Origin of the sequence: Sediminibacterium salmoneum NBRC 103935, from assembly GCF_000511175.1 — a bacterium.
In the GTDB taxonomy this organism is placed as follows: domain Bacteria; phylum Bacteroidota; class Bacteroidia; order Chitinophagales; family Chitinophagaceae; genus Sediminibacterium; species Sediminibacterium salmoneum.
Genome location: NZ_KI866530.1, coordinates 2,631,029 through 2,653,568 on the forward strand (window position 1 = coordinate 2,631,029; position 22,540 = coordinate 2,653,568).

20 protein-coding genes are annotated in these 22,540 nt (G+C 39.8%); 4 read left to right on the forward strand and 16 right to left on the reverse strand.

Going from position 1 to position 22,540, the window contains the following annotated elements:
- From P767_RS0112260 to P767_RS0112280, 5 genes are all read right to left on the reverse strand, one after another.
- Positions 1 to 261 (reverse strand): autorepressor SdpR family transcription factor, encoded by a 261-nt coding sequence (locus P767_RS0112260; RefSeq protein ID WP_026764750.1) that lies wholly within the window; start codon positions 259 to 261, stop codon positions 1 to 3.
- A gap of 110 nt (positions 262 to 371) precedes the next feature.
- Complete coding sequence (locus P767_RS0112265) at positions 372 to 1,142, reverse strand: polysaccharide deacetylase family protein (protein WP_026764751.1); 771 nt, start codon at positions 1,140 to 1,142, stop codon at positions 372 to 374.
- Positions 1,135 to 2,067, reverse strand: a complete 933-nt coding sequence (locus P767_RS0112270) for a glycosyltransferase family 2 protein (RefSeq protein ID WP_026764752.1) — start codon at positions 2,065 to 2,067, stop codon at positions 1,135 to 1,137. The genes P767_RS0112265 and P767_RS0112270 overlap by 8 nt, the downstream gene beginning before the upstream one ends.
- Positions 2,064 to 3,269 carry a glycosyltransferase family 87 protein gene (locus P767_RS16990; RefSeq protein ID WP_051417339.1) on the reverse strand — a complete coding sequence of 402 codons (1,206 nt, stop codon included), beginning with the start codon at positions 3,267 to 3,269 and terminating at the stop codon, positions 2,064 to 2,066. Before P767_RS16990 ends, P767_RS0112270 begins: the two co-directional genes overlap by 4 nt.
- Complete coding sequence (locus P767_RS0112280) at positions 3,270 to 4,031, reverse strand: class I SAM-dependent methyltransferase (RefSeq protein WP_026764753.1); 762 nt, start codon at positions 4,029 to 4,031, stop codon at positions 3,270 to 3,272. It abuts the gene before it with no gap.
- A gap of 102 nt (positions 4,032 to 4,133) precedes the next feature.
- On the opposite strand from P767_RS0112280, the gene P767_RS0112285 reads away from it, so the two are divergent.
- From P767_RS0112285 to P767_RS0112295, 3 genes are all read left to right on the forward strand, one after another.
- Positions 4,134 to 5,108, forward strand: a complete 975-nt coding sequence (locus P767_RS0112285) for a deoxyhypusine synthase family protein (RefSeq protein ID WP_026764754.1) — start codon at positions 4,134 to 4,136, stop codon at positions 5,106 to 5,108.
- A gap of 260 nt (positions 5,109 to 5,368) precedes the next feature.
- Positions 5,369 to 8,581 carry a SusC/RagA family TonB-linked outer membrane protein gene (locus P767_RS0112290; RefSeq protein ID WP_026764755.1) on the forward strand — a complete coding sequence of 1,071 codons (3,213 nt, stop codon included), beginning with the start codon at positions 5,369 to 5,371 and terminating at the stop codon, positions 8,579 to 8,581.
- Between the two features lie 33 nt (positions 8,582 to 8,614).
- On the forward strand, positions 8,615 to 10,039 hold the full coding sequence (locus P767_RS0112295) for a SusD/RagB family nutrient-binding outer membrane lipoprotein (protein ID WP_026764756.1): 1,425 nt from the start codon (positions 8,615 to 8,617) through the stop codon (positions 10,037 to 10,039).
- A gap of 114 nt (positions 10,040 to 10,153) precedes the next feature.
- Here the strand turns inward: P767_RS0112295 and P767_RS0112300 are convergent, their stop codons facing one another.
- The 11 genes from P767_RS0112300 to P767_RS0112355 form a co-directional block, all read right to left on the reverse strand.
- On the reverse strand, positions 10,154 to 11,701 hold the full coding sequence (locus P767_RS0112300; RefSeq protein WP_026764757.1) for a M28 family peptidase: 1,548 nt from the start codon (positions 11,699 to 11,701) through the stop codon (positions 10,154 to 10,156).
- 11 nt (positions 11,702 to 11,712) lie between these two features.
- Complete coding sequence (gene rpiB / locus P767_RS0112305; protein ID WP_026764758.1) at positions 11,713 to 12,168, reverse strand: ribose 5-phosphate isomerase B; 456 nt, start codon at positions 12,166 to 12,168, stop codon at positions 11,713 to 11,715.
- 23 nt (positions 12,169 to 12,191) lie between these two features.
- A complete protein-coding gene (gene tatC, locus P767_RS0112310) occupies positions 12,192 to 13,046 on the reverse strand; it encodes a twin-arginine translocase subunit TatC (protein WP_026764759.1) in 855 nt (284 codons plus the stop codon).
- 1 nt (position 13,047) lies between these two features.
- The gene (locus P767_RS0112315; RefSeq protein WP_026764760.1) at positions 13,048 to 14,307 is read right to left on the reverse strand and encodes a hemolysin family protein; all 1,260 of its coding nucleotides are present in this window, start codon (positions 14,305 to 14,307) and stop codon (positions 13,048 to 13,050) included.
- 107 nt (positions 14,308 to 14,414) lie between these two features.
- Entirely contained in the window at positions 14,415 to 15,869 is a 1,455-nt protein-coding gene (locus P767_RS0112320) for a DUF4097 family beta strand repeat-containing protein (protein ID WP_026764761.1), read from the reverse strand.
- Positions 15,870 to 15,892: 23 nt separating this feature from the next.
- A complete protein-coding gene (locus tag P767_RS19245) occupies positions 15,893 to 17,239 on the reverse strand; it encodes an RNA polymerase sigma factor (RefSeq protein WP_051417340.1) in 1,347 nt (448 codons plus the stop codon).
- Between the two features lie 64 nt (positions 17,240 to 17,303).
- Entirely contained in the window at positions 17,304 to 18,293 is a 990-nt protein-coding gene (locus P767_RS0112335; protein ID WP_026764763.1) for a potassium channel beta subunit family protein, read from the reverse strand.
- 10 nt (positions 18,294 to 18,303) lie between these two features.
- A complete protein-coding gene (gene lptC / locus P767_RS0112340; RefSeq protein ID WP_026764764.1) occupies positions 18,304 to 18,891 on the reverse strand; it encodes an LPS export ABC transporter periplasmic protein LptC in 588 nt (195 codons plus the stop codon).
- Positions 18,884 to 20,251: a hypothetical protein gene (locus P767_RS0112345; protein WP_157611524.1), complete on the reverse strand. Its 1,368-nt coding sequence runs from the start codon at positions 20,249 to 20,251 to the stop codon at positions 18,884 to 18,886. Before P767_RS0112345 ends, lptC begins: the two co-directional genes overlap by 8 nt.
- Positions 20,232 to 20,960, reverse strand: coding sequence for a type III pantothenate kinase (locus P767_RS0112350; protein ID WP_051417341.1), 729 nt, complete (start codon positions 20,958 to 20,960; stop codon positions 20,232 to 20,234). The genes P767_RS0112345 and P767_RS0112350 overlap by 20 nt, the downstream gene beginning before the upstream one ends.
- A gap of 24 nt (positions 20,961 to 20,984) precedes the next feature.
- Entirely contained in the window at positions 20,985 to 21,602 is a 618-nt protein-coding gene (locus P767_RS0112355) for an LON peptidase substrate-binding domain-containing protein (RefSeq protein WP_026764767.1), read from the reverse strand.
- 57 nt (positions 21,603 to 21,659) lie between these two features.
- On the opposite strand from P767_RS0112355, the gene P767_RS0112360 reads away from it, so the two are divergent.
- The gene (locus P767_RS0112360; RefSeq protein ID WP_026764768.1) at positions 21,660 to 22,532 is read left to right on the forward strand and encodes a glycosyltransferase family protein; all 873 of its coding nucleotides are present in this window, start codon (positions 21,660 to 21,662) and stop codon (positions 22,530 to 22,532) included.
- Positions 22,533 to 22,540 lie beyond the last annotated feature (8 nt).

Consider the following 22,540-nt stretch of genomic DNA (forward strand, 5'->3'; position numbering starts at 1 on the left):
TTATTTTTTTCGTTTAAACTGTAGCATCCATTTCAGCATTTCATCCATTACCGTTGTATTAATGGAATAATGAATAAACTGTCCGTCTTTGTTGGCTATCACCAGCCCTGCTTGTTTTAACAGGTCCAGATGGTGCGAAATACTGGGCTTGGAAATATTGAATTGATCGGCAATTTCTCCGGCAGTCATATCCCTGTCTTTCAATAGTTCCAGTATTTCCCTTCTGGTAGTATCATTCAATGCCTTAAAAATGATGTTCAACTTTTAGATATTTAGACAAATGTCTAAATAATATTTCAGAATTGCAAATTTTACAGTGAGAAATCAAACTGTAGTTGAATCTGTAAAATGGGAAATCCTTTTTTAAGTAACTACTTCATCAAAACGGGAAATCCAAACTGATTCATCGTGTCAAAAGATGCCTCCTTAGATAAATCCTTCACCAGCTGCATCAGTCTTTCAATAAGTAAAGGACCACACCAGCGGCGGGTATAGGCTGGTAAACCATAGGGTTCAATTGGCGTAAATTCCCAGGGATGAAAATACAAGCAGAGATACCCATCTTTTGCCAGGGTCTGCAGGCAAAGTTGCTTATATACAGTATAGGGCATATTCTTGAAACTCAACCAGAATAGGGGTATGCGGATACCCGGACTAACGGATGCCGGAATTCTCATAATATCTTCTTCCTTATACGCGGTTCTGGGCAAATGAAAGTTATTGTATCTGCCGGGCAACCAGGTTGGGTTAATAGATGAGTCATACTGGTAGCCTGCTGCCAGCACATCCTTCATTAATACCGGGCGCATGCGGGGCATTCGAAGGCCCGTCACTTTTTTCCCGGTAATTTCTTCCAGTCTCAGCCTTGACTTTAATAAGTCTGCTGTTTCGTAATCGGTATGATAAAATGTATGAGAGGCAATTTCATGTTTTTCAGCAAGCAATCGGATGCGGTCAGGAAAATGATTGGCAAAATTAGCTGTCGTAAACAAGGTCGAAGGCACTCTTTCCAAAACAGGTTGAATGGCATCAAGCCCATTGATACCTACCTGCATCTGATCGTCCACTGAAATTGCATATTGGTATTCCAGTGGCATGTCAAATTCTTCCACATCAAAACTCAGAAAAACTTTTTTATTCATTCTCCCAACTTCTTTCTTTTATAAAGTAGTGCGGCCTGTTTTTGCTTTGCATAAACAGCTTGCCCAGATAGAGGCCGATAATTCCAAGAATCATCAGTTGTAATCCCCCGAAAAAAGCAATGGCAGCAACAATAGAAGCCCAGCCGGAAACGGTATGGCCCTGATAAAAGCTATAAACGATATAGGGTATATATAAGACCGATAAAAAAGCAAAGCTAAAACCCAGATAAGCTGCCATATACAATGGCTTCGTACTGAAAGAAGTAATTCCCTGCAGAGCAAAGCGTACCATTTTTTTAATGGTGTATTTGGAAGCGCCGGAAAAACGGGCAGCGGGCATATAGGCAATTCCAGCCTGGCTGAATCCCATCCATTTTACAAGCCCTCTGATAAACAATTCGTGTTCTCTCAATTGTCTGAATGCCTCTACTACTTTCTTATCCATTAAACGGAAATCAGCGGTACCCTGTTCCAATTCAATGTCCGACATATTATTAATTACATCGTAAAAAAGTGCTGAAGTTTTCCTTTTCAGTAAAGACAAATCTTCCTGTTCTTTTCTGATGGTGTAAACCATGTCGGTACCTTCTTCCCATTTTTCCAGTAACAGGGGGATTAAAGCCGGCGGGTGTTGCAGGTCCGCATCCATCATGATAACCGCCTCTCCTTCGGCATGATCCAGACCCGCTTTCAGTGCATTCTGATGACCAAAATTTCTGGACAGACTCAGGTATTTAACCTGTTGATTTTCTTTAGAAAGTTTTTGTAAAACAGAAAGTGTATGGTCACTGCTTCCGTCATCCACAAACAAAAAGTGATAGTGATAAGGCAGGTCTGTCATTACAGCAGCAATCTCCTTTATAATAACAGGAATATTTTTTTCTTCGTTGCAGGCCGGAATAACAAAACTGACTAATCTACTCATTGTCCTGATGAGAATTTGGGTAAATGAATTTTCCAGCAACTGATAATTAACCAGCACCAGATGATAAAACAAGGTAAAGCTTTCAATGAATATGCAAGTATAATATTAATTCTTATGTAAGGGGGAATCAGGTCAGTCGGGGATAGAATGGTTAAAATAAATAATATTGCCAATAGGATTTTTACATAATTGCTGATGGGCTTTTCCTGAAGTATAAACCATATTGCGGCACCCGTTACCGCAATTACAAAAGTGGGGCTTTCGGCAGCAGAACTAAAAATTACAACAGAAAGCAATACCAGTGCCAGATACGACAATCCAAATGTGGCACTTAATTGATTTTGTTTTTTTAACAAAGGAATTCCAAATAGGGTTCCTGCAACGGCAATAATCGGAAGATCAATCGGGCCATAGTAATGAAAGATTCTTCTGATCATGCCAGGTACAGAAATATCCTGCATGCCTGCAGTTCTGGAGTTATCTATATTTTGCTGATTACGTCGGATGATCTGATAGTACCAGTCTTCGTAGGTCTGCATAATATAGTCGGCACTTGAATATACAATAGGTGCAACCACAATGATAGCCATCCATGCTATAAAGGAAAGTACAAACTGTAGCTTGTTTCTTGAGAAGAAGAAAAAAGCAAGGCCTGCAATTCCATATAGTTTGGTTAGAAAACCCAGTGCTATAAATAAAGTAGCCAACCAGTCTTTTCCCCGAATAGTGAATACATAAGAGAAAATAAAAAATGCAGTGAACATAGGATTGAACTGGACACTGTGAATAGATGTCATCATTTCAATCAATACAATCCAGTAAACAATAATTCTATGCTTCTCTTCAATAGGGAGTAGTTTCAACGCATAAAACAGAGCTGCTGCATTTGCTATTGCCCAAAGAAAACAACCTATATAAGTGGGAAGTAGTGCAAAAGGTGCTATCACCAGCGAAAACGCCGGACCATAATTGTTGAAGGATACATATTCATCAGGGTAATAGCTGAAAAGATATTTTTCCTGCACTACATGTCTGAATACGCCTTCAAAAATCAGGTAGTTGTCAATGCCTGTTAAACCTCTGCTTATTTCTGCAGTTACGGCTATGGCTGCCAGTAAAAACCAGATTACATATATCAGATAAATATCTCCTGCCCACCTGGTTTCCCACTTTTTATAGAATATGTTCGGTAGATGATTCATTTACGATTCTTTTTTAAAAATTACCATAATGGATACGCCTGCGGGAAAACGAAATCCTAATTTAAGCAAGTAATAATCAATGGAGAAAACACCTCCTAATAATTTATTGAAAAAGCCATCTGTTCCAAATACTGTATGGTCCGATTCTACCATTTCTTTTTTCTTTCCTTTTATTTTCTGAATGGCATTCGCCATTAATCTGAATGCAGCAATCGGAGCAAAGAGAAGCGAATTAAAATAACTATGGTAAATCACTTTTCCTTTTTGTGATTGAATCAGTTTTAGTAATTCAGTGCGTGTATACCTTCTAACGTGCTGGTTAATTATATCGTGGTCACCCCATAAAAACATATATGCCGGTACCGTAATAAAGAGATGGCCCTCTGGTTTACAGACTCTCCACATTTCTTCTATTGCTTTTTGATGGTCTTCTACATGTTCTATTACATCAAAGGCACAGACCAGGTCGTAACTATTATCTTCAAAGGGTAGTTCGGTGATAGATCCCTGAATAATGGGGCTTTTCAGCAGGGTTTTGGCAAAATTACAACAGGTCTCATCGTATTCTACCGACATAACCGTTCCAAATTCTTCCAGCATTTCTGATGTGGTACCCGTTGCGGCTCCTATATTGAGTGACTGAATTCCCCGCGGATTCCCCAAAAAGCTACAGATTCGCTCCCTCAATATCTTTTTTCTTACTGTAAACCACCAGTTTACTCTTTCCAGATGATAATATTCTTTAAAGTATTGTTGGTCCATGATTTATTAAAGGGGGAGCTGCAAGTAACGAAAAATTGAGAACAATTTAGATGAGGCATACCAGTTAAAAAATTTACTTTTGCCCTCTTAAAAATGAATAATATGAGCAAAGGACCTGTTTCTCAGTTTATAGAACACCATTACAGACACTTTAATGCTGCTGCATTGGTGGATGCTGCTAAAGGATATGAAACCCATTTACTGGAAGGAGGTAAAATGTTGGTGAGTTTGGCAGGTGCCATGAGTACTGCAGAGTTGGGTATTAGTCTTGCCGAAATGATTCGTCAGGATAAAGTGGCCATCATTAGCTGTACAGGAGCCAATTTAGAAGAGGATATTATGAATCTGGTTGCACATAGCCATTACAAGCGTGTACCGAATTATCGTGATTTAAGTCCTCAGGAAGAGTGGGATTTGCTGGAAAACCATTACAACCGTGTAACCGATACCTGTATTCCGGAAGAGGAAGCTTTCCGTCGTTTACAAAAACATATTTATAAGGTTTGGAAAGATGCGGACAATGCGGGAGAACGCTATTTTCCGCATGAATTCATGTACAAAATGTTGCTGAGTGGCGATTTGCAGCAGTATTATGAAATTGATCCAAAGAACAGCTGGATGTTGGCCGCAGCAGAAAAGAACCTGCCAATTGTAGTTCCGGGTTGGGAAGACAGTACCATGGGAAATATTTTTGCTTCCTATGTAATTAAGCAGGAACTGAAAGCTTCTACCATGAAAAGTGGTATTGAATACATGGTATGGTTAACAGAATGGTACCGTGCGAACAGTGGTGGTAAGGGTGTTGGCTTCTTCCAGATTGGAGGTGGTATTGCCGGAGATTTCCCTATTTGTGTAGTTCCTATGATGTACCAGGATCTGGAGTGGCATGATGTTCCTTTCTGGAGCTATTTCTGTCAGATCAGTGATTCAACTACTTCTTATGGTTCTTACTCGGGTGCAGTACCTAATGAAAAAATCACCTGGGGTAAATTAGACATACATACCCCTAAATTCATTGTAGAAAGTGATGCAACCATTGTTGCTCCGTTAATTTTTGCTTATTTGTTAGGTTGGTAAGATTGGCATTACCTGGTGCATGTTAAATAAGTGCAACTTGTACTAAGATTTATATAGATTAAAATACGTATATGTGGCCCCGATTCATTGAATCGGGGCTTTTTTTGCACTTTTTCTTCAATTATATAGCTATAAGCTATATAAACACCGTATAATGTATAATCTAATCGTTTCAATGTTTAAACTATTAAGATTTTTTTAACATTTAATTGAAATTATGTACATTGAAATTCTAAATTCTATCACAAAAACCTAAACAAATGAGAAAAATTTTGTTGTTAATGCTGGGTTTTATTCTTTTTATGAATACTACCTATGCGCAAAAAACAACAGTGAAGGGAAAGGTTACAGACACAAATGGTGTGGGTGTACCTTCTGCCACTGTTAAAGAAAAAGGCACTAAAAACGCAGTGAGTGCTGATGGGGAAGGCAATTTTACCATTTCTGTATCTCCCAATGCCGTGCTGCAGTTTACTGCCACTGGTTTTGGAATGGTAGAATTACCAGCCGACAAAGCTTCTTCAGTAAGAATGAAAGAAGCGGTTGATAATTTAAGCGAAGTTGTTGTAACTGCGCTGGGTGTTAAAAGAGAAAAGAAAGCGCTGGGTTATGCAGTGCAGGAAGTTAAGGGCGAAAACTTAACCGTTGCCAAGTCGCTGGATATCAGTACCTCATTAGCAGGTAAAGTAGCTGGTGTTCAGTTGGTTGGTTCTCCCAGTTCTTCTTTTGATAATGCCGATATCTTAATTCGTGGCGTTACAGGTCTTGGACCACAGGCGCCTATTTTTGTGGTAGATGGAACTATTACGAATCAATCAGCAGTAATTCTGGACAATATTGAAACTGTTTCAGTGTTGAAAGGGCCTGCTTCAACTGCATTATATGGTCAGCGTGCTGCCAATGGAGCAGTTGTAATCACTACTAAAAAAGGTTCTCGTAAAAAATACACGAGTGTAGATGTAAACCTGGGTTTAACATTTGAGAAGCTGGCTTTATTGCCTCCTTACCAAAATGAATATGCAGGTGGTTATTCCTCTTCTTTAACTTCTGCCGGAACTTCATTTGATGCACAGGGATTTTATTTGTTTAAGTACAACCCTGCTATCCATCCTGCATCTTGGGCCGCATTCAATGGTCAAAGAATGCTGGAGTATGGTGCCGATGAAAGCTGGGGTCCTAAAATGAACGGAGACAATTACCGTGCATACTGGAGTTGGTATCCTGGTGCTGAGTTTGGTCAGCTAACACCATTGGTTGCTCAACCTAATAACGTAAGAGATTTCTTTAAAACCGGTGTAAACAAAAACAATTCCATTTCATTCTCTTCTGGTGGAGAAGGATATAATTTCAGAATGACTTATGCCAATCAGAACAGAAGCTTAATGATTCCGAATGCAAACAGAGATCAGCATCAGCTGGCTTTGAATGGTTCATTTGACATTGGTAAGTATATCACCATCTCTACCGATCTTACCTATACTACCAATAGTACAAAAGGTAAGCCTGCAGAAGGATATCGTTTAGATGGTTTAAATATCACACAGAATTTTAACCAGTGGTTTCAGCGTCAGATTGATATGAAGCGTATGGTAAACTACAGAGAGCCGGATGGTAGTCTGAACTCCTGGAACATTGGAGATCCTAATGCAAGTGCAGATATTAAAGTATACGGAAGACCTCAATACTGGGATAATCCGTATTTCATGGCTAATGAAGCGTTTTCAACACAGGCTCAGAACAGATTGATTGGTAATGTTGGTATGAATATTAAAATCAACAAACACCTGAACATCATGTCTTATGTAAGAGCAAATACTTACAATAATGAAAATACAGGCAGAATGCCAACGGGTGCTTTAACCCTGGATTACTTTGATATTTCACAGGATCGTTATTCTGAAATGAACTACGAAACCAATATCATGTACAAAAATAAATTCGGAGATTTTTCTGTAGATGCGATGGTGGGTGGTAACGTTCGTAAGAATAGCTATAGCGCCTTGTCTATGGGTACACAGGGTGGATTAAGTTCTCCTAATTACTTTGATATTGCTGCTTCTATTTCCAGACCAAGTGTTAGCCGTTCTTATGAAAAGAAAACAGTGAACTCTGTTTTAGGTAAAGCGTCTGTGGGTTGGAGAGATATGTTGTTTGTAGAAGGAACATTACGTAATGACTGGTCTTCTGCATTGCCTTCACAAAGCAATTCTTATTTATACCCATCTTTAAGTACCAGTTTCATCTTCACAGAATTGTTGAAATCTAGCTGGCTAACTTATGGTAAACTTAGAGCTTCTTATGCCAGTGTTGGTTCAGACTTAGGTGCACACGCGCTTAATCTTGCCATCGGAAACGGATCTTTCTATGGAACCAATCCTTCTGCAACCATTGGCAATCAGTTTAAAGGTGGTGGCATTCGTCCTGCTCTTACCAAGGCCTATGAGTTTGGGGTTGAATTGCGTTTATTCAAGAAAATTGGTTTAGATGTTACTTACTACCAGAACAACAATACCGATCAGATCTTAGGTATTGATGTAACACCTGCCAGCGGTTTCTCTACTGCTCAAATTAATGCAGGAAACATTCAAAGTAAGGGTATTGAAATTACCCTTAGCGGTAAGCCAATTGAAACCAGAAACTTTAGTTGGGATGTTACCCTTAACTGGGCTAAGAATCAGAACAGCATTAAGGAACTGGCTCCAGGCATCAATACTTACCTATATGCAACCAACCGTTATGATACTCGTTTAGAGCACAGAGTAGGTGGCGAATGGGGTATGTATTATGGAAGAAAATGGAGAACAGACCCTACAACTGGCCAAACTTTAATTGATGCTACAGGTCAGCCTTTGTATGATATTAACGTGCCAATCGGGAATGTATTACCGAAATTTACCGGAGGTATGTTTAACTCATTAAAGTATAAGTCTTTTGATCTTACTTTCGGAATTGACTTCCAAAGCGGTGGATTATTCTACTCTGAAACCAGAAACTTTAATACAGGTGCTGGTCTTTCTCAGGAAACAGTTGGTAAGAATGACAAGGGCAATGATTGGAGAGATTATCCTGGTGCTTATACTACTGCAGGAGGTAATACCGGAGCAGGTGGTATCAGAATTCCTGGCATTTTTGCTAATGGAGCATTAGCCGGAAAAGAAAACAACCGCTATATCTCTGCAAGAGCTTACTGGTATACTGCTCGTCAGAGAGACGCAAGCAACGTATTGTTAGATGCATCTTATATCAAATTAAGAGAAATCAGATTCGGTTACACACTTCCCGCTTCTCTTTTAAAAGCGGTTCCTTTTGTTAAGTCTGCCAATATCGGATTCATGGTTCAGAATGCCTGGTTAATTTGGGCTACAACCAAGAAATGGGGTGTTGATCCTTCCGAATTGGAATCGTTTTATCGTGAAGGTGGTCAGCTATCTTCTACCAGACAATTTGGTTTCAACTTAAGGGCTTCATTTTAGTAAACGAATTCAGTAAAAACAAAAAGACATTTTATGAAAAAGATTTTAATATTTTTTGGTTTGCTGGCTACGTTACAGAGTTGTAACAAGTTTGGCGACACGAATATTTCACCGGCGCAGCTAACAACGGCTTCTACCAAAGCGCTTTTAACCAATGCACAGCAGGCATTAAGCACTTATGTTACGAGTGCCAGATTAGGTTCTATGTATGTGCAGCATATATCTGAAGGACCTTATCCTGGTTCTTCTTTATACAGTGACCGTAACTCAAGTTTTGCAGGCTGGTATACCGGTCCTTTGTATGATTTACAAACCATCATTAATTATAACAATGCGGGTTCTTCTTCTGCAAATGGTAATGGTTCCAAGAATAACCAGATTGCGGTTGCCCGTATTTTGAAAGCGTATTATTTCCTTCAAATGACCGATATATGGGGTGATATCCCTTATAGCGAAGCATTACAAGGAGATAAAAATTATGCACCTAAATACGATAAGCAGCAGGATATTTATACTGCATTGTTTAAAGAGCTTACTGAATCTGTTGCCCAAATTAATGAATCAGAAGCAGCTGTTGTAGGTGATATTCTTTTGAACGGTAATATGGCAGCATGGAAGCGTTTTGCCAATACTACCCGTATGGTGATGGCTTTAAGAATTTCAAAAGCTGATATAGCAAAAGGCAAAACAGAATATGCTGCTGCTCTTGCGGCTGGTGTTATCACCAGTAATGCTCAGAACATCAACTTTAAGTATATTGCCGGAGACCCCAACAACTATAATCCCTGGTATAATAACTATACCATCAGTAACAGAAACGACTATGCTATCAGTAAAACTATGACTGATTATATGGATCCTAAAGCAGATCCAAGATTGCCGGTTTTTGCTGAAACATTGGCAGGCGGTGTAATCAAGGGTTTACCTTATGGAAGAAACGTAGCGGTAAATATTCCAGCTGCTTTCAGCAGAATTGGTTCTGCTTTCAGAAGCCAGGATTCTCCTCTTACTTTACACAACTATGCTCAGGTATTATTTATGCAGGCTGAAGCAGCTAAACTAGGCTATGTTGCCGGTGGTGATGTTGAAGCAGAAGCTAAATATAAGGCTGCTATAAAAGCATCATGGGAAATGTATGGTGTATTTAATCAGACAAAGTATGATACCTATGTGGCACTACCTGAAATTGCATACACTTCTGTAGATGGTCATAAGAAAATCATGACTGAGAAGTGGGTGCACAATTATTTGGCCAGCTATGAAGCCTGGAAAGACTGGCGCAGAACAGGTTTCCCTGTATTAACTCCTGCAGTAGATGCAGTTGATTCAAGAGGAATTCCAATGCGTTTAGGTTATTCACCAACCGAAGCATCTTTAAATCCGGTTAACTATGCAGCTGCAGTAACTGCATTGGGAGGGAAAGATGAGAACTATGGTTTGATGTGGTTGGTAAAATAAGTTCTTGATAGTTTATGTTTAAGAATTGCTGCTAACAAAAAGCCCCGGCTCAACTGAGACCGGGGCTTTTTATTTTAAGACTTTCAAACGCAGTATGTAAACCTGTTGTTTGAATTATCTTGCTGGCATTGTAAGTGGGATATCACGCTTTAGCATTTCATCTCTGTTGGCCATTTCCCAAGCAGTATGAAATACCAGCTTCGCTCTTTTCTCCATTAATTCAAAGTTGATTTTGTCAACGGTATCACCGGGCTGGTGGTACTCTGCTTTCAACATTCCATCATAGAAGAATAAAATAGGAACTCCTTTGCGTGCAAAGTTGTAATGGTCGCTTCTGTAATAAATTCTGTTCACGTCTTTTGGATCATCGTATTTGTAATCCAAAGTCATGTTCAGGTATTTTGCATTTACACTTTCATTAATCTTTGCTAAATCAGAGCTCAATTTATCATGACCAATTACATAGATATAGTTTAAAGTATCTGCTGTTTTTCTCTCTGTATCTACACGACCAATCATATCGGTATTTAAATCAACGGTGGTTTTATCCATTGGGAAAATAGGATTGTCTGAGTAGTATTGTGATCCCCAAAGACCTTTTTCTTCTCCGCTTACGGTCATGAACACCAAAGTTCTGCGAGGCTTGTTGCCTTTTTTAGCAGCCGCTGCAAAAGCTTCAGCCATTTGCATTACACCAACTGTACCGGAACCATCATCATCTGCTCCGTAATAAATTACATCGCCTCTTTTACCAAGGTGATCGTGGTGACCAGTCATGAAAACATATTCGTCTTTTTTGTCGGTACCTTCAATAATTCCGATAACATTGCTGGTTTCCAATGCAATTGATTTTTTATCGGCATTAATGCTAAGTTCAGCACTGTACTTGCCTTTGTTAAGGCTGGCCAAAGCGTCACTGCTCAATTTTGACGTTCTTCCGGCTAAAGCAGAAGCAATTTCTTCAGAAACCGTTACCATCATAAATGGAGCACCAGTAGGCTTGTTCATGTACATATTGCCTTTTGTAGCGGTTGGATTTTTACGAGGGAAATCCTTGGAAACTAAAATGATGCCTGTTGCGCCAGCTGTTCTGGCAGCTGTAGCTTTGGCAGCACCTGAAATTGGACTTGGCGTTCTGGTACCAGGAGCAGGAGTCGGTGCTTTGTATCCGGCGGGTGCACCATCCAGCATCATTACAATCTTACCTTTTACATCTAAACCGGCATAATCATCTAAACCAGCTGCTTTGTCTACAAGACCGTATCCCACAAATACCAATTCCTTAGAACTGGTAGCTCCGTTGGCGATGGATTGTAAAGACATCATATAGTCTTTGTCCCAGTTGTATAACTTTCCATTAACTCTTAATTCAATACTGGCCAGTTCGTCCTGGTAAACATTAAAGTATTGCTGATAGCTATTACCATTTCCTGGCTTTAGCCCCATTCTTCTGAATTCAGATTCAATATAGGCTGCCGCTTTTCTTTCGCCTGGCATAGCGGTTTCTCTGCCTTCCATTTCCGGACCTGCAAGAATGGTAAGTTTCTGCTTCATTGAAGCGGGGGTAATTAATGCAGCAAATTTTGCAGATGCATCTTCTTTTTGCCCGTATGCAATTCCGCTTGACAGGAACATTGCACCGAACAGGATTTTTTTCATCATGGCTTTTTATTTTAGTTACAGCTTATTTTATTTACTCTATTTGCGTGTCTTCCACCTTCAAACGGAGTATTCATAAATACTTCAATCATTTGTTCAGCCAAAGGGAGTGCTACAAATCTGGCAGGAATGCAAATTACATTGGCATCATTATGTAATCTGGACAGTTCTGCAACATCATTCTGCCAGCATATGGCAGCTCTGATGCCCTGGTGTTTATTAGCGGTGATGGCTACACCATTGGCACTGCCGCAAATTAAGATGCCAAAACCCGATTCTCCTTTTTCTACCGCACTCGCTGTGGGATGTGCAAAGTCGGGATAATCCACTGAATCCAATGAAAAAGTTCCATGGTCGGTAACTTTGTAACCTTTTTCGGTTAACCAGGATATCAGTGCAGATTTATAACCAAATCCGGCATGGTCGCTTCCAATCGAGATGGGTTTGGAAGCATCAAATACATATGGCATACTAAGGGTTTTACTTCTTCTAATTAATCCCACTCCTTGTCCTCTTCTTTTTCCAGTTTTCTGTATACTTTGGCAGATACCAGTATACTCAATTCATATAATAGGAATAAGGGGATAAACACAATCAACTGACTCATCCAGTCTGGACTTGGGGTAATAAAAGCAGCTACAATCAAGATGATTACCACAGCATACTTACGGGTGGCTCTTAAGAAACTTGGTGTAACAATCCCAATCTGTGTTAACACATGCGCCAGCACCGGTAATTCAAAAGCCAATCCACATCCTAAAATAATATTGGTCAGGTTGTCTAGATAATCAGAAAAAGTAGGACGGGTAACAATCATATTTTCGGTGCCTAATTGAAAACCAGCTAAAAAGTTGAAGGTGAAAGGTCCCAGTAAAAAATATCCAAAAGCGGCTCCGCAAAAGAAAAAGAAAGAAACCCAGAAAATAATAAAGCGGGTATTCTTCACTTCTTTATCTTTTAAGGCTGGCTTTACAAAACGCCAGAATTCCCAGAAAATATAAGGGAAAGCCATGATGATTCCTCCTACAATCGCCATACTGATAGTACTTAAGAATTGTCCTCCGAATGTGGTACTCTGCATGGTTACTTCTACGGGGGGCATACAAAGCGCATCGCCAATTCGCAGCCAATGACTAAAATCGCAAAGTGCTTTATAACTTACAAAGTCTTTGTTGATAGGGCCTACAATGATATTATCGAAAATCCAGTTGCGATAAATAAAAATCACCACTGCCATAACCAATATAGAAACAATGGAGCGAATAATATGCCCTCTTAATTCTTCCAGATGGTCTATAAAAGACATTTCTTCCTGATCTTCCGCCGCTTTTCTATTAAATAGTGCCATGTTATTGAAGTACTTTCATCTTTACCATTTCAATTCTTCTTTCAGATACAGTTAGAATATCAAACTTGAAATTATTGATGATAATGGTTTCTTTTTGTTTGGGAATGGTTTCGTGTTCGCTGATAATATAGCCACTCAGTGTTTCTGAATCACTGGTAGGAAAATCCAGGTTGTATTTTTCATTTAGGTAATCCAGTTCCAGTCTGCCACTGAAAATAAATTCATCTTCGGCCAGTTGCTTTTCAACAAATTCTTCTGTATCGTATTCGTCCTGAATTTCTCCGAAAATTTCTTCCAGTAAATCTTCCATGGTAACAATTCCTGAAGTGCCACCAAATTCATCTACCACCCAGGCAATGCTTTTTCTTTCTTTGGTGAACTTATTAATCAGGTCTGTGGCGCTCATGCTTTCCGGAACCGCTACAATTGGATGCAGCATGGCTTTGATGTTTTCAGGCCTGTTAAACAAATCTAACTGATGAATATATCCTACGATATTGTCGATGCTGTTTTCGTACACCAGTAATTTGCTGAGCTTGGTCTGTATAAACAATGCTCTTGCTTCTGCAAGACTGTCGTTTACTTCCAATGCTACAATTTCAGTTCTGGGAACCAGGCATTGTCTGATTTTTACGGTTGGTAAACTCAAGGCATTTTCAAAAAGTTCCGTATTCAGTTCCTGGTTTTCATCGTCCTGGTCTTTGGTCTGCTGAAAAAAATGTTCCAGGTCTATTTTAGTAAATGCTTCGTTTTTATCTTTAACCCTAACGTTAAATAAGTACTTTAATATCCATTGAGAAATATTAACGAAGAGATTGGTCAGGGGTAAAAATAAGTTGTGAAAAAAGTTAGCGACTGGAGCAAACACGAATAGCAGGCTGTCGCTCTTGGCTCTGAAAATGGCTTTGGGTAAAAATTTACCGATTACCAAAACCACCAAAGTGGAAACCAGGGTATCAAATGCCAGTTTTAAAAAATCATTTTCAATCTTTAACGGCATCCAGATCCCTGCTTTTAGCAGTTCATCGAAAAGCAAACCATAAATTACCAGAAACAGATTAACGCCAATTAAACAAGTACCAATAAATCTTGCAGGAGATTCAATGAATTGCGCCAGAATGATGCCACTTCTTTTACCCTGCTTTTTCTTAAGCTCAATGCTTAGCCTGTTGGCGGTAACGAATGCAATTTCGTAACCGGCAAAGAAGCCAATGAACAACAAAGTACCCACTATACTAAGAATGGTATAGACATGCGCCATAATAAGCCAAAGTTAAGGGATATACCCAAACAAAGTACCCCGTAGAAACGGGGTACGTGACCGATTTAACACATGAGAATCGGCGCTGTAAAGTTTATATAGTTCTTTTATTTAAAGTCTACGGTGCAATTCTGACAATTCATCTCAATTTTAAGCCCCTTGCCTTCCCCAACTTTAGCGGTGAAACGCGATTCATTGCCGCTTGCCTGTGCAAACCGGGTTACAGAACGGTTGATTTCAATTAATTGTCTGGCCAATGCGTCGGTTTCTTTTTCCTTTTTTTCCGGGGCTGTTTTTTTAGGCTCTTCAATAACTACAGGCTCTTTCTCAAAGTTGCCATAAACAGTGCTGTAAGCGCCGTTGAAATTCACCGTATAGTTTTTTACATTCCGTACCGGAATGCGTATATCGGCATATTTATTGTCAATTTTAATCAGACTCAGATTAGATCCTACATTTCTGATTTTTACATCTGCATTGGTGCCATCCATTTCTAGCGAACCATTCAGCTGAGTCACCCTAAGATTTCCGTAGTTCTTTCTTCCTCTTAGTTCGTCGGCTTCATCAATTTCATATTCGTCATTGGTACTTCTGAATACGGCTTTTTTGGTGCTACCAATTTCAACCGTTGCATATTTGGTATCCAGGTCTGCATCGGCAATACTACGTGCACTGAAACGGCCGTTCATGAATTCAATTTCTGCTACTCCTGCGTTTTCAATATTTACATTCGAGTATTTGGAACGAAGGAATAGTTTGGTGAAACTTTCGGCTTCTACATTTCCATTGGTGATACTAATAGTGGTTGTTCCCGCATTGCCTGTAATCTGCAAGTCTGCGTATTTGGTATCTACATCCAGTTTGGCTGATGAAGGCAAATAAATGGTCACTACTCTTTTTATGTTCGATTTGCTGCCAATATTTTCACCTTTGTCGTTGAATACTGCTACAGCAGGATTGCCGCTCCATCCAAAAGTATTTCCATTGATGGTATAGCTTCCGCCTGAAATGGTTCCCGATTTAACACGAACCATATTTCCTACTGTTTTTAAGGAAAGGTTCATTTTCTCAAACCATTCTTCATCGCTTAATTTACCTTCCCCTTCAAAATATACAGTGGTAACCACTTTTACTTTTGGCTGGTCCCAGGTTTTAATTTGCAGATTCCTGGAAGTGTTGTCAATGAAAATTTCAGCAGATTTAGCAACACTGATTTCCTGACTGATTTCTTTGGATTTTACATCCTTTAAATCTTTGAAACCATAAGACTCATTAAAAAAACGATCTCCTGGAAATCCGGTAACTGTAATTGCACGTGGGCCATTGATTGGGAAACCTTCAACTACAATAGGCTCCAGTGCTTTTGCCATACTTTCTTTTACAGATTTGCGCACTTCAATATTGGCTGCCTTAATTTCTTTTTCAGCCTTTTGCATTTCTTTTTCGGCTTTCTGCTTTTCCTTTTCTGCCTGTTTTTCGGCAGTACTCTGTTGTGCAGATACTGAAGCAAAGCTTAGCATGCAGGCGGCAAAAAGAAGGGATTGTTGAATTCTATTTTTCATAATACTGATTTAAAATCAAAAATTTAAATATTGATAAAGTAAGCGCGGGTGGAATCTACAGGTCCGCGGTTTTGTTTGAAACGATTGTTGGTTTTGTTCATTTCCAGCTGCAGCTGTTTCAGAACGGTTAATTTATATTGATACAGGTCAATCAGTTGATCAAGCTGATTGGCAGTGAGTCCTTTTTTGCTGATTTCTTTTTTTAATTGTTTTTCATCGGCTTCAATCTGCTGAATCTGCATTTTAAATTCATTGAAGTAAGCGGCTGATTCTGCATACATGGGCGTGGTGCTGATTTTACCTCTTTGCAAATTAATGACCTGAGTGAATCCACTTTCTACACTGGCCAAAGAAGTAAGAACATCTTTTGACAAACCTTGAGCGCTACTGTTGGTTTGTGGGTTGATGTTGGTTTTATAAGGCCTGGTATTTTTGTTTGCGGCTATATTTGACATGCTACCTGCACTATTCAATACTTTTTCTTCGGCCTCATTTTGTATTATGGTATTGGTTTCTGTTGCATTATTAGCAGGATTTGCTGATTCATTTTCAACCCCTACCGTTTCATTTTCATTTGGTGCCCTAAGAACCTGCTGCTGAAGCGTTTCTGGTTTTGTCTCAAGCAAAGACCATAGACCTATACCCGCGAGTACAAATACACAGGCTGCCACCGACCACTGAAAATATTTTTTAATGGTCACCACTTTAGCAGCGGGTTGCTTCTCCTGATTTAATTTGGCCTGCACTTTCTCCCAACTCTGGGGTCCTGGTTCGTCCAGGTCCAGAGCAGTTCGGTTTTCCTGCAGATATTTTTTAAACTCATCCATGTATCTGAATTTGTTTTTGAATTCTTTGTTGCAATAATGTCCTGGCCCGCTGGTACTGACTTTTGCTGGTAGATTCTGAAATACCCATGCTTTCCGCAATTTGTTTGTGCGAATAGTCTTCGAATACATACAGCGAAAAAACCTGTCTGCATCCTTCGGGCAATTCTTTAATGGTCCGGTGAATGATTTTGAAATCAATGGTCTTCCACCATTCAGTCTCTTCTTCCACCAGGTCCCCCTGCTTCTCGTTGTCCCAGGTTTCCCAATGAATATTTTTTTACAAAAACGAATGCATTCGTTTACTACAATTCTTTTTAGCCATCCTCCAAACTGCTCAGCTACTTTCAGCTGATGCAGGTTTTTAAATGCAATTACAAAACAGTCTTGTAGTACGTCTTCTGCGTCTGAGGAGTTACCCGTCATTCTGGTACAGATATTAAACATGGCTTTGCTGTATTGCTCGTATAACCAAGCCTGGGCTTTTGCATCTCCGGTGCAAGCCTTTTTTACAGCAGCTTTTTGTATGTCTATTACCTGTTCCAAGCAGTTTTCATGAGTAAGAGTAGTATTTGATGAAAAGTTGGAAAGGGTTGGTAAAAAATCCTGCTTAATATTCTGCTAAAACAGGTTTGTTCTGCATAATGGACTCTATTTTCTGTAAAACTTCCGTGTTAAGTAATTCAACAGCTTTTAAGGCGGTTAAGTTATCCAGCAGTTGTTCTTTTCTGGTTGCACCTAAAATAGCCGTTGTTACATTCGGGTTTTTAATACACCAGGCAATGCTTAAGGCAGGAAGGCTGCAACCCAGCTCATTGGCCAGTTCCTGCAATTGTTTTACTTTTTCAATTTTTTCTTCCATAATCAGGCGTTCCTTCAGCCAGTCAAAGCCTTCAATGGCCAGTCTGCTTCCTTCCGGAATGCCGTTATTGTATTTGCCGGTTAGTAATCCGGATGCCAACGGGCTCCAGATGGTAGTGCCCAGGCCTACATTTTTAAAGACTTCCAGATAGTCTTTTTCTAATTTCTCTCTTTCAAATAAATTGTACTGAGGTTGCTCCATGGCAGGCCCAATTAAGCGATAATCGCGGGCAACCCGATTGGCTTCCATTAATTCAACGCCACTCCATTCACTGGTACCCCAGTATAAAATTTTTCCTTGCTGAATCAGGGTATTCATGGTAAGAACCACTTCTTCAATTGGCGTATTCTTATCGGGTCTGTGACAGAAATATAAATCGAGGTAATCGGTCTGAAGTCTTTGCAGGGCTTCATTACAGGCTTCTGTAAGATGCTTTCTGCTCAAGCCGGTTTGGTTGGGCTTGTTCTCTTTGCCTCTCCAGCCAAAAAAAGCTTTAGAAGAAAGGGTATAGGAAGTACGGTCCCAGTTTTTTGCTTTTAAAACCCGTCCCATCATTTTCTCACTTTCACCCAGTGCATACACTTCTGCATTGTCAAAAAAGTTTACACCATGGTCATAAGCAATTCCCATTAATTCATCTGCACTGTTATCATTAATCTGCTTATGAAAAGATACCCAGCTACCGAAACTTAGTACACTTAACTGAAGTCCGGTTCTTCCCATTCTTCTGTAATCCATACAAATGATTTTATTGTTTTTGATTAGAACTGCTATCGGGCAAAATTAAGAAGGATCCCATATCTAAATCGAAGTAAGTAATATCTGTTAAGGTTTGATTAGAACTGAAGCCTTTGCGGGCATACAGTTTCTGGCGCGGATTACGCTGACTGGTGGTAACGGGCTTGTCGGTATGAAAACGTCCGAGGGTCTGATCCCAGTATAACTCAGATGTTTCCAATGTGTCACCGTTGATTCGGATAATCACTACACTGTCGCGCAGGTAAATTTTATTTTCGTTTTCCAGATAGCGACCATATTTGGCACTAAGGGTGCTTTCTAATTTGGTGCTGTCGTTATAAAATTCAACGAAAAGGGTTTTAGGAAATTCAGATTTTAAAGCACTGTCGCCCTGGTAGCGTAATAAAAGAGGAGCTGTTAATTTGGCTTTCATTTTGCCCCCCATACTCAGGAAGCTGGTAATATTTTTTCCTTCTTCAATTCCCGGATTTTTTTTGCCGAGCTGCTTTACTTCATTTACATCGTTCTCGCAAGCGAGCATAAAAAAGCAGCCTGTTAAAAAGGCTGCTAATGTAAATATTGTAGAACGATTAGTCATATCTGCGTTTAATAAACCAAACATCACTTAAGCTAAATCCTAATGTAAGCTGGGTGTAACTTTCTGTAACGTTATTTACAGAACTACCTCTTTTTCCAAACTGTAATGCAGCCTGAACCACGGTGTACTGTGTTTCATAGTTTCTCCATTTTCTGATAGGGAAGCCTGCACCGAGCGTAAATGAACTATGTTTTAATCCATTTCCATCTGCATTAATATAGTCTTGTCCAAACTGGAATCCGAATCTATAGTTTACATTGCTTAAATAATTGGTAGACCCTTCTATATTGGGGCTAATTTGACCACCAAACTTCAAGGCCCAGCTATTGTTCAGCATATCGGACTGTCCATACGATCTGTATTTGGTCCATTGGGTGGTGGTAAATTCCATACCGGCAGACCACAATTGAAAATTACCTCTTGAATTACTTAAGGTTTTTACAAACATGAATCCGGCTTCGTAGGTAGCAGGCATAACAATAGTACCCTTAATATTGTCTTGTTTGGCAATACTGTCCACTTCAATTAACCCCCCTGCTGCACTCAATACAAAAGTTTGTTTATTCTGTCTTTGGGTTGCATTCATGTTTTGTTGAAGACTGGCAGTTGCTCCAATTCTCATTAAGAGGTTTCTGGATGATTTATCTGCTGCATTTTCCTTTTTGGAAAGGGTAAATTCATATTGAATTCCAGCCTGTAAAAACATTTTGCCAAAGTTGTTTTGAATGGCTGTTCTGGATTCAAAATATTGCAAAGTGTCGTTATAGAAAGTTTTGGTAGTGCTTAATTCCTGTCTTCCGAAAGTATAACCTGTGTTGAATCCTGCACTGAAATTTTTCCATTTTTTTCCCAGGCCAACAAAAGCCTGATAGGTTCCGCCCGTACCCTGATAAATAGAGCCTACGCTGTCTCCGGCCGCTCTGGCTCTGGATTCTACTCCATAGTTAACCCTTGTTAAGGGTCTTAATCCAAAAGCTATCCCTAACCCTTTCGCCTTGTTAACAGGAATACCTACCGATAAATAACTTGGAATCAGATAAATAGAACTGAATGTTCCGTTTGGATTCTGACTTGTTAGTTTTCTAGAGTCAAGTGACAGCCCTAAATCATAGGTTACCATGTAATTGGCGCCATAGGTAGCAGGGTTGTTGAAGTTTACGGATTGCCCAACATTGTAGCTGTTGCCATCGGCATAAGCTGCTGAAATGCCTCCCATCGCTCGACTGATGGCGTGCTGGGAACCTACTAAATTGCCCAATCCATATCGGGAAAACGGTGAATTAACCTGAGCAGATGTTTGGATTGCGTATAAAAAAAGGAAACTAACCACAAGAGCCAGCCTACCTGTTGTTGAACTCACTGATTGCATATAAGCCTTTAAAAATTAGGTTTGGGTCGGCAAATATCCTGTTTTTTAGGTGCGGTACAAAAAAAGGCATATCCCCCCCGGTTAATAGCACGTTAAAGTTGCTGTATTTTAGGGCATATTCGTCAATTATTCCATCAATTTCCTTAGACATGCCCCAGATAACCCCGCTAAGCAGGTTGGTCTTTGTATCGTAGCCAATCAGCGGAAAGAGCGATTCGGCCTTAATATAGGGCAGCAGGGCGGTTTGCTCGTGCATGGCCCTGAATCGCATATTCATCCCCGGAGAAATACTCCCACCCAGAAACTCATGCTGGTTATTGATGAAATTATAAGTTATGCAAGTGCCCAGGCCAATCACCAGGTTATGGCTGTTGGGGAACAAATCTACTGCGGCTGCTACCAGCGCGAGCCGGTCGGCACCAATGGTTTCAGGTTTGCCCACCGGTGTGGTTAAGGGTAGTAGGCTGGTATGGTTCAGGCGGTGAAATATTGTTTTTTCCGCCATAAAGGTTTCAATAGCCGGGTCATGGTTAATTACAGAAGAAAGAATAATCTTTTCCGGACTCCATTCTTTCAGCAAAGCCTCAATGCTATTCAGAGAGGTATCCGGCAAATTGATTTCTTTTAAAAATTCACGGCCTTTGAATACCCCTGCTTTTTGTCTGGTATTACCAAAATCTAAACAAATTGATATGCCCATGGTATTAGTTAAGGTTATAACCCGTTATTTTTTAAATGATCCGTTAATGGCAATTCTTTCTTTTAGTTGCTCCATACCTTCTATTACCGGTATTACTTTTTCCAGGTGTCTTCTTAAAAATTCCAGTCGCTGATCTTCTTGCAGTAAACAAAGCAATTCATATTCTTCTTTGAGTGAAAGCCCTGCATGATGAGCCATATCGTAGCTTAACATTTCTGCCACTTTCTGCTGAAACTTTTTGGTAACATTCAATAAGCGATGTAGTATGTAAACCGAATCCATAATTTTAAAAGAAAGAAAAGGCCTTGCCATGGTATCATTGTTTGGATAGCTTACAATGGCACCATTGTAAAGTTTATCCGGAATTTTTTCTATCATTTCCAATACCTTAAACACTTTGGTGCCCTTGGTTTTAATATCCATTCTGCCATCTTCATATACTTGCACAATCTCTGTAATCTCAACCATCGTGCCTGTTTCAGCCACTGTGTCGCCAAGAACAGTTGGAATGCCAAAAGGCTTAGCTTCGGCAAAACATTCAGTAATCAGCTCTTTATATCTGGGTTCAAATATGTGTAGATTTAACTCTTCACCAGGATACACAACTAATTCCAGCGGGAAAATCGGAATAAAATTTATCATACACTTAGGCTTGCCCCTGCAAAATATTTCAGTTCTTTACGGCACAATTTAGCTAAAATGAAAATTGCGGGCTTCACAATTATTAAAAATGCCGTGTTAAATGATTATCCAATTGTGGAAGCCATAGAATCTATTTTGCCAGTAGTAGATGAAATGTATGTATTGATTGGAGATTGTACAGATGGTACCATTGAGTTAATTGAATCCATACAAAGCCCTAAAATAAAAATTCATCATTCCGAATGGGACCCCCAGTTAAGGTCGGGGGGATCGGTACTGGCGGTGGAGACGAATAAAGCCCTGCAACTGATACCCGCCGAGTTCGACTGGGCTTTTTATATACAGGGAGATGAAGTGGTGCACGAGCAATACCATGCAGCCATCAGGGCAGCCTGTGAAGCTTATAAGGATGATCAGCGAGTGGAAGGGCTGCTCTTCAAATACCTGCATTTTTATGGCACATACGATTATGTTGGCGATAGCAGAACCTGGTACAGAAATGAAGTAAGGGTTATCAGAAACGACAAGTCTATTCAGGCATATAAAGACGCACAAGGATTCAGAAAGCAGGGAAATAAAATTAAAGTGAAGCCCATTGATGCCTATGTATATCACTATGGCTGGGTAAAGTCTCCTGTTCAGATGATGAAGAAACAGAAAGAGTTCAGTAAGCTCTGGCATCCGGATGAAGCGCTACAATCTATGATGGAGCAGCCGGATTTTTTTGATTACAGTCAATTCGATTCCCTGGTTCCTTTTTCGGGCACGCATCCCTGCGTGATGAAGGAAAGAGTTGCAAGGGCTAACTGGAAAGTCAGCTTTGATCCCACCCGGAAGAAATTCAGTCTCAAAGACAAACTTTTATACCAGTTTGAAAAAGCCACCGGAATCCGGTTATTTGAATTCAAGAATTTCCGAATCCTTGGTTAAGTCAGTTC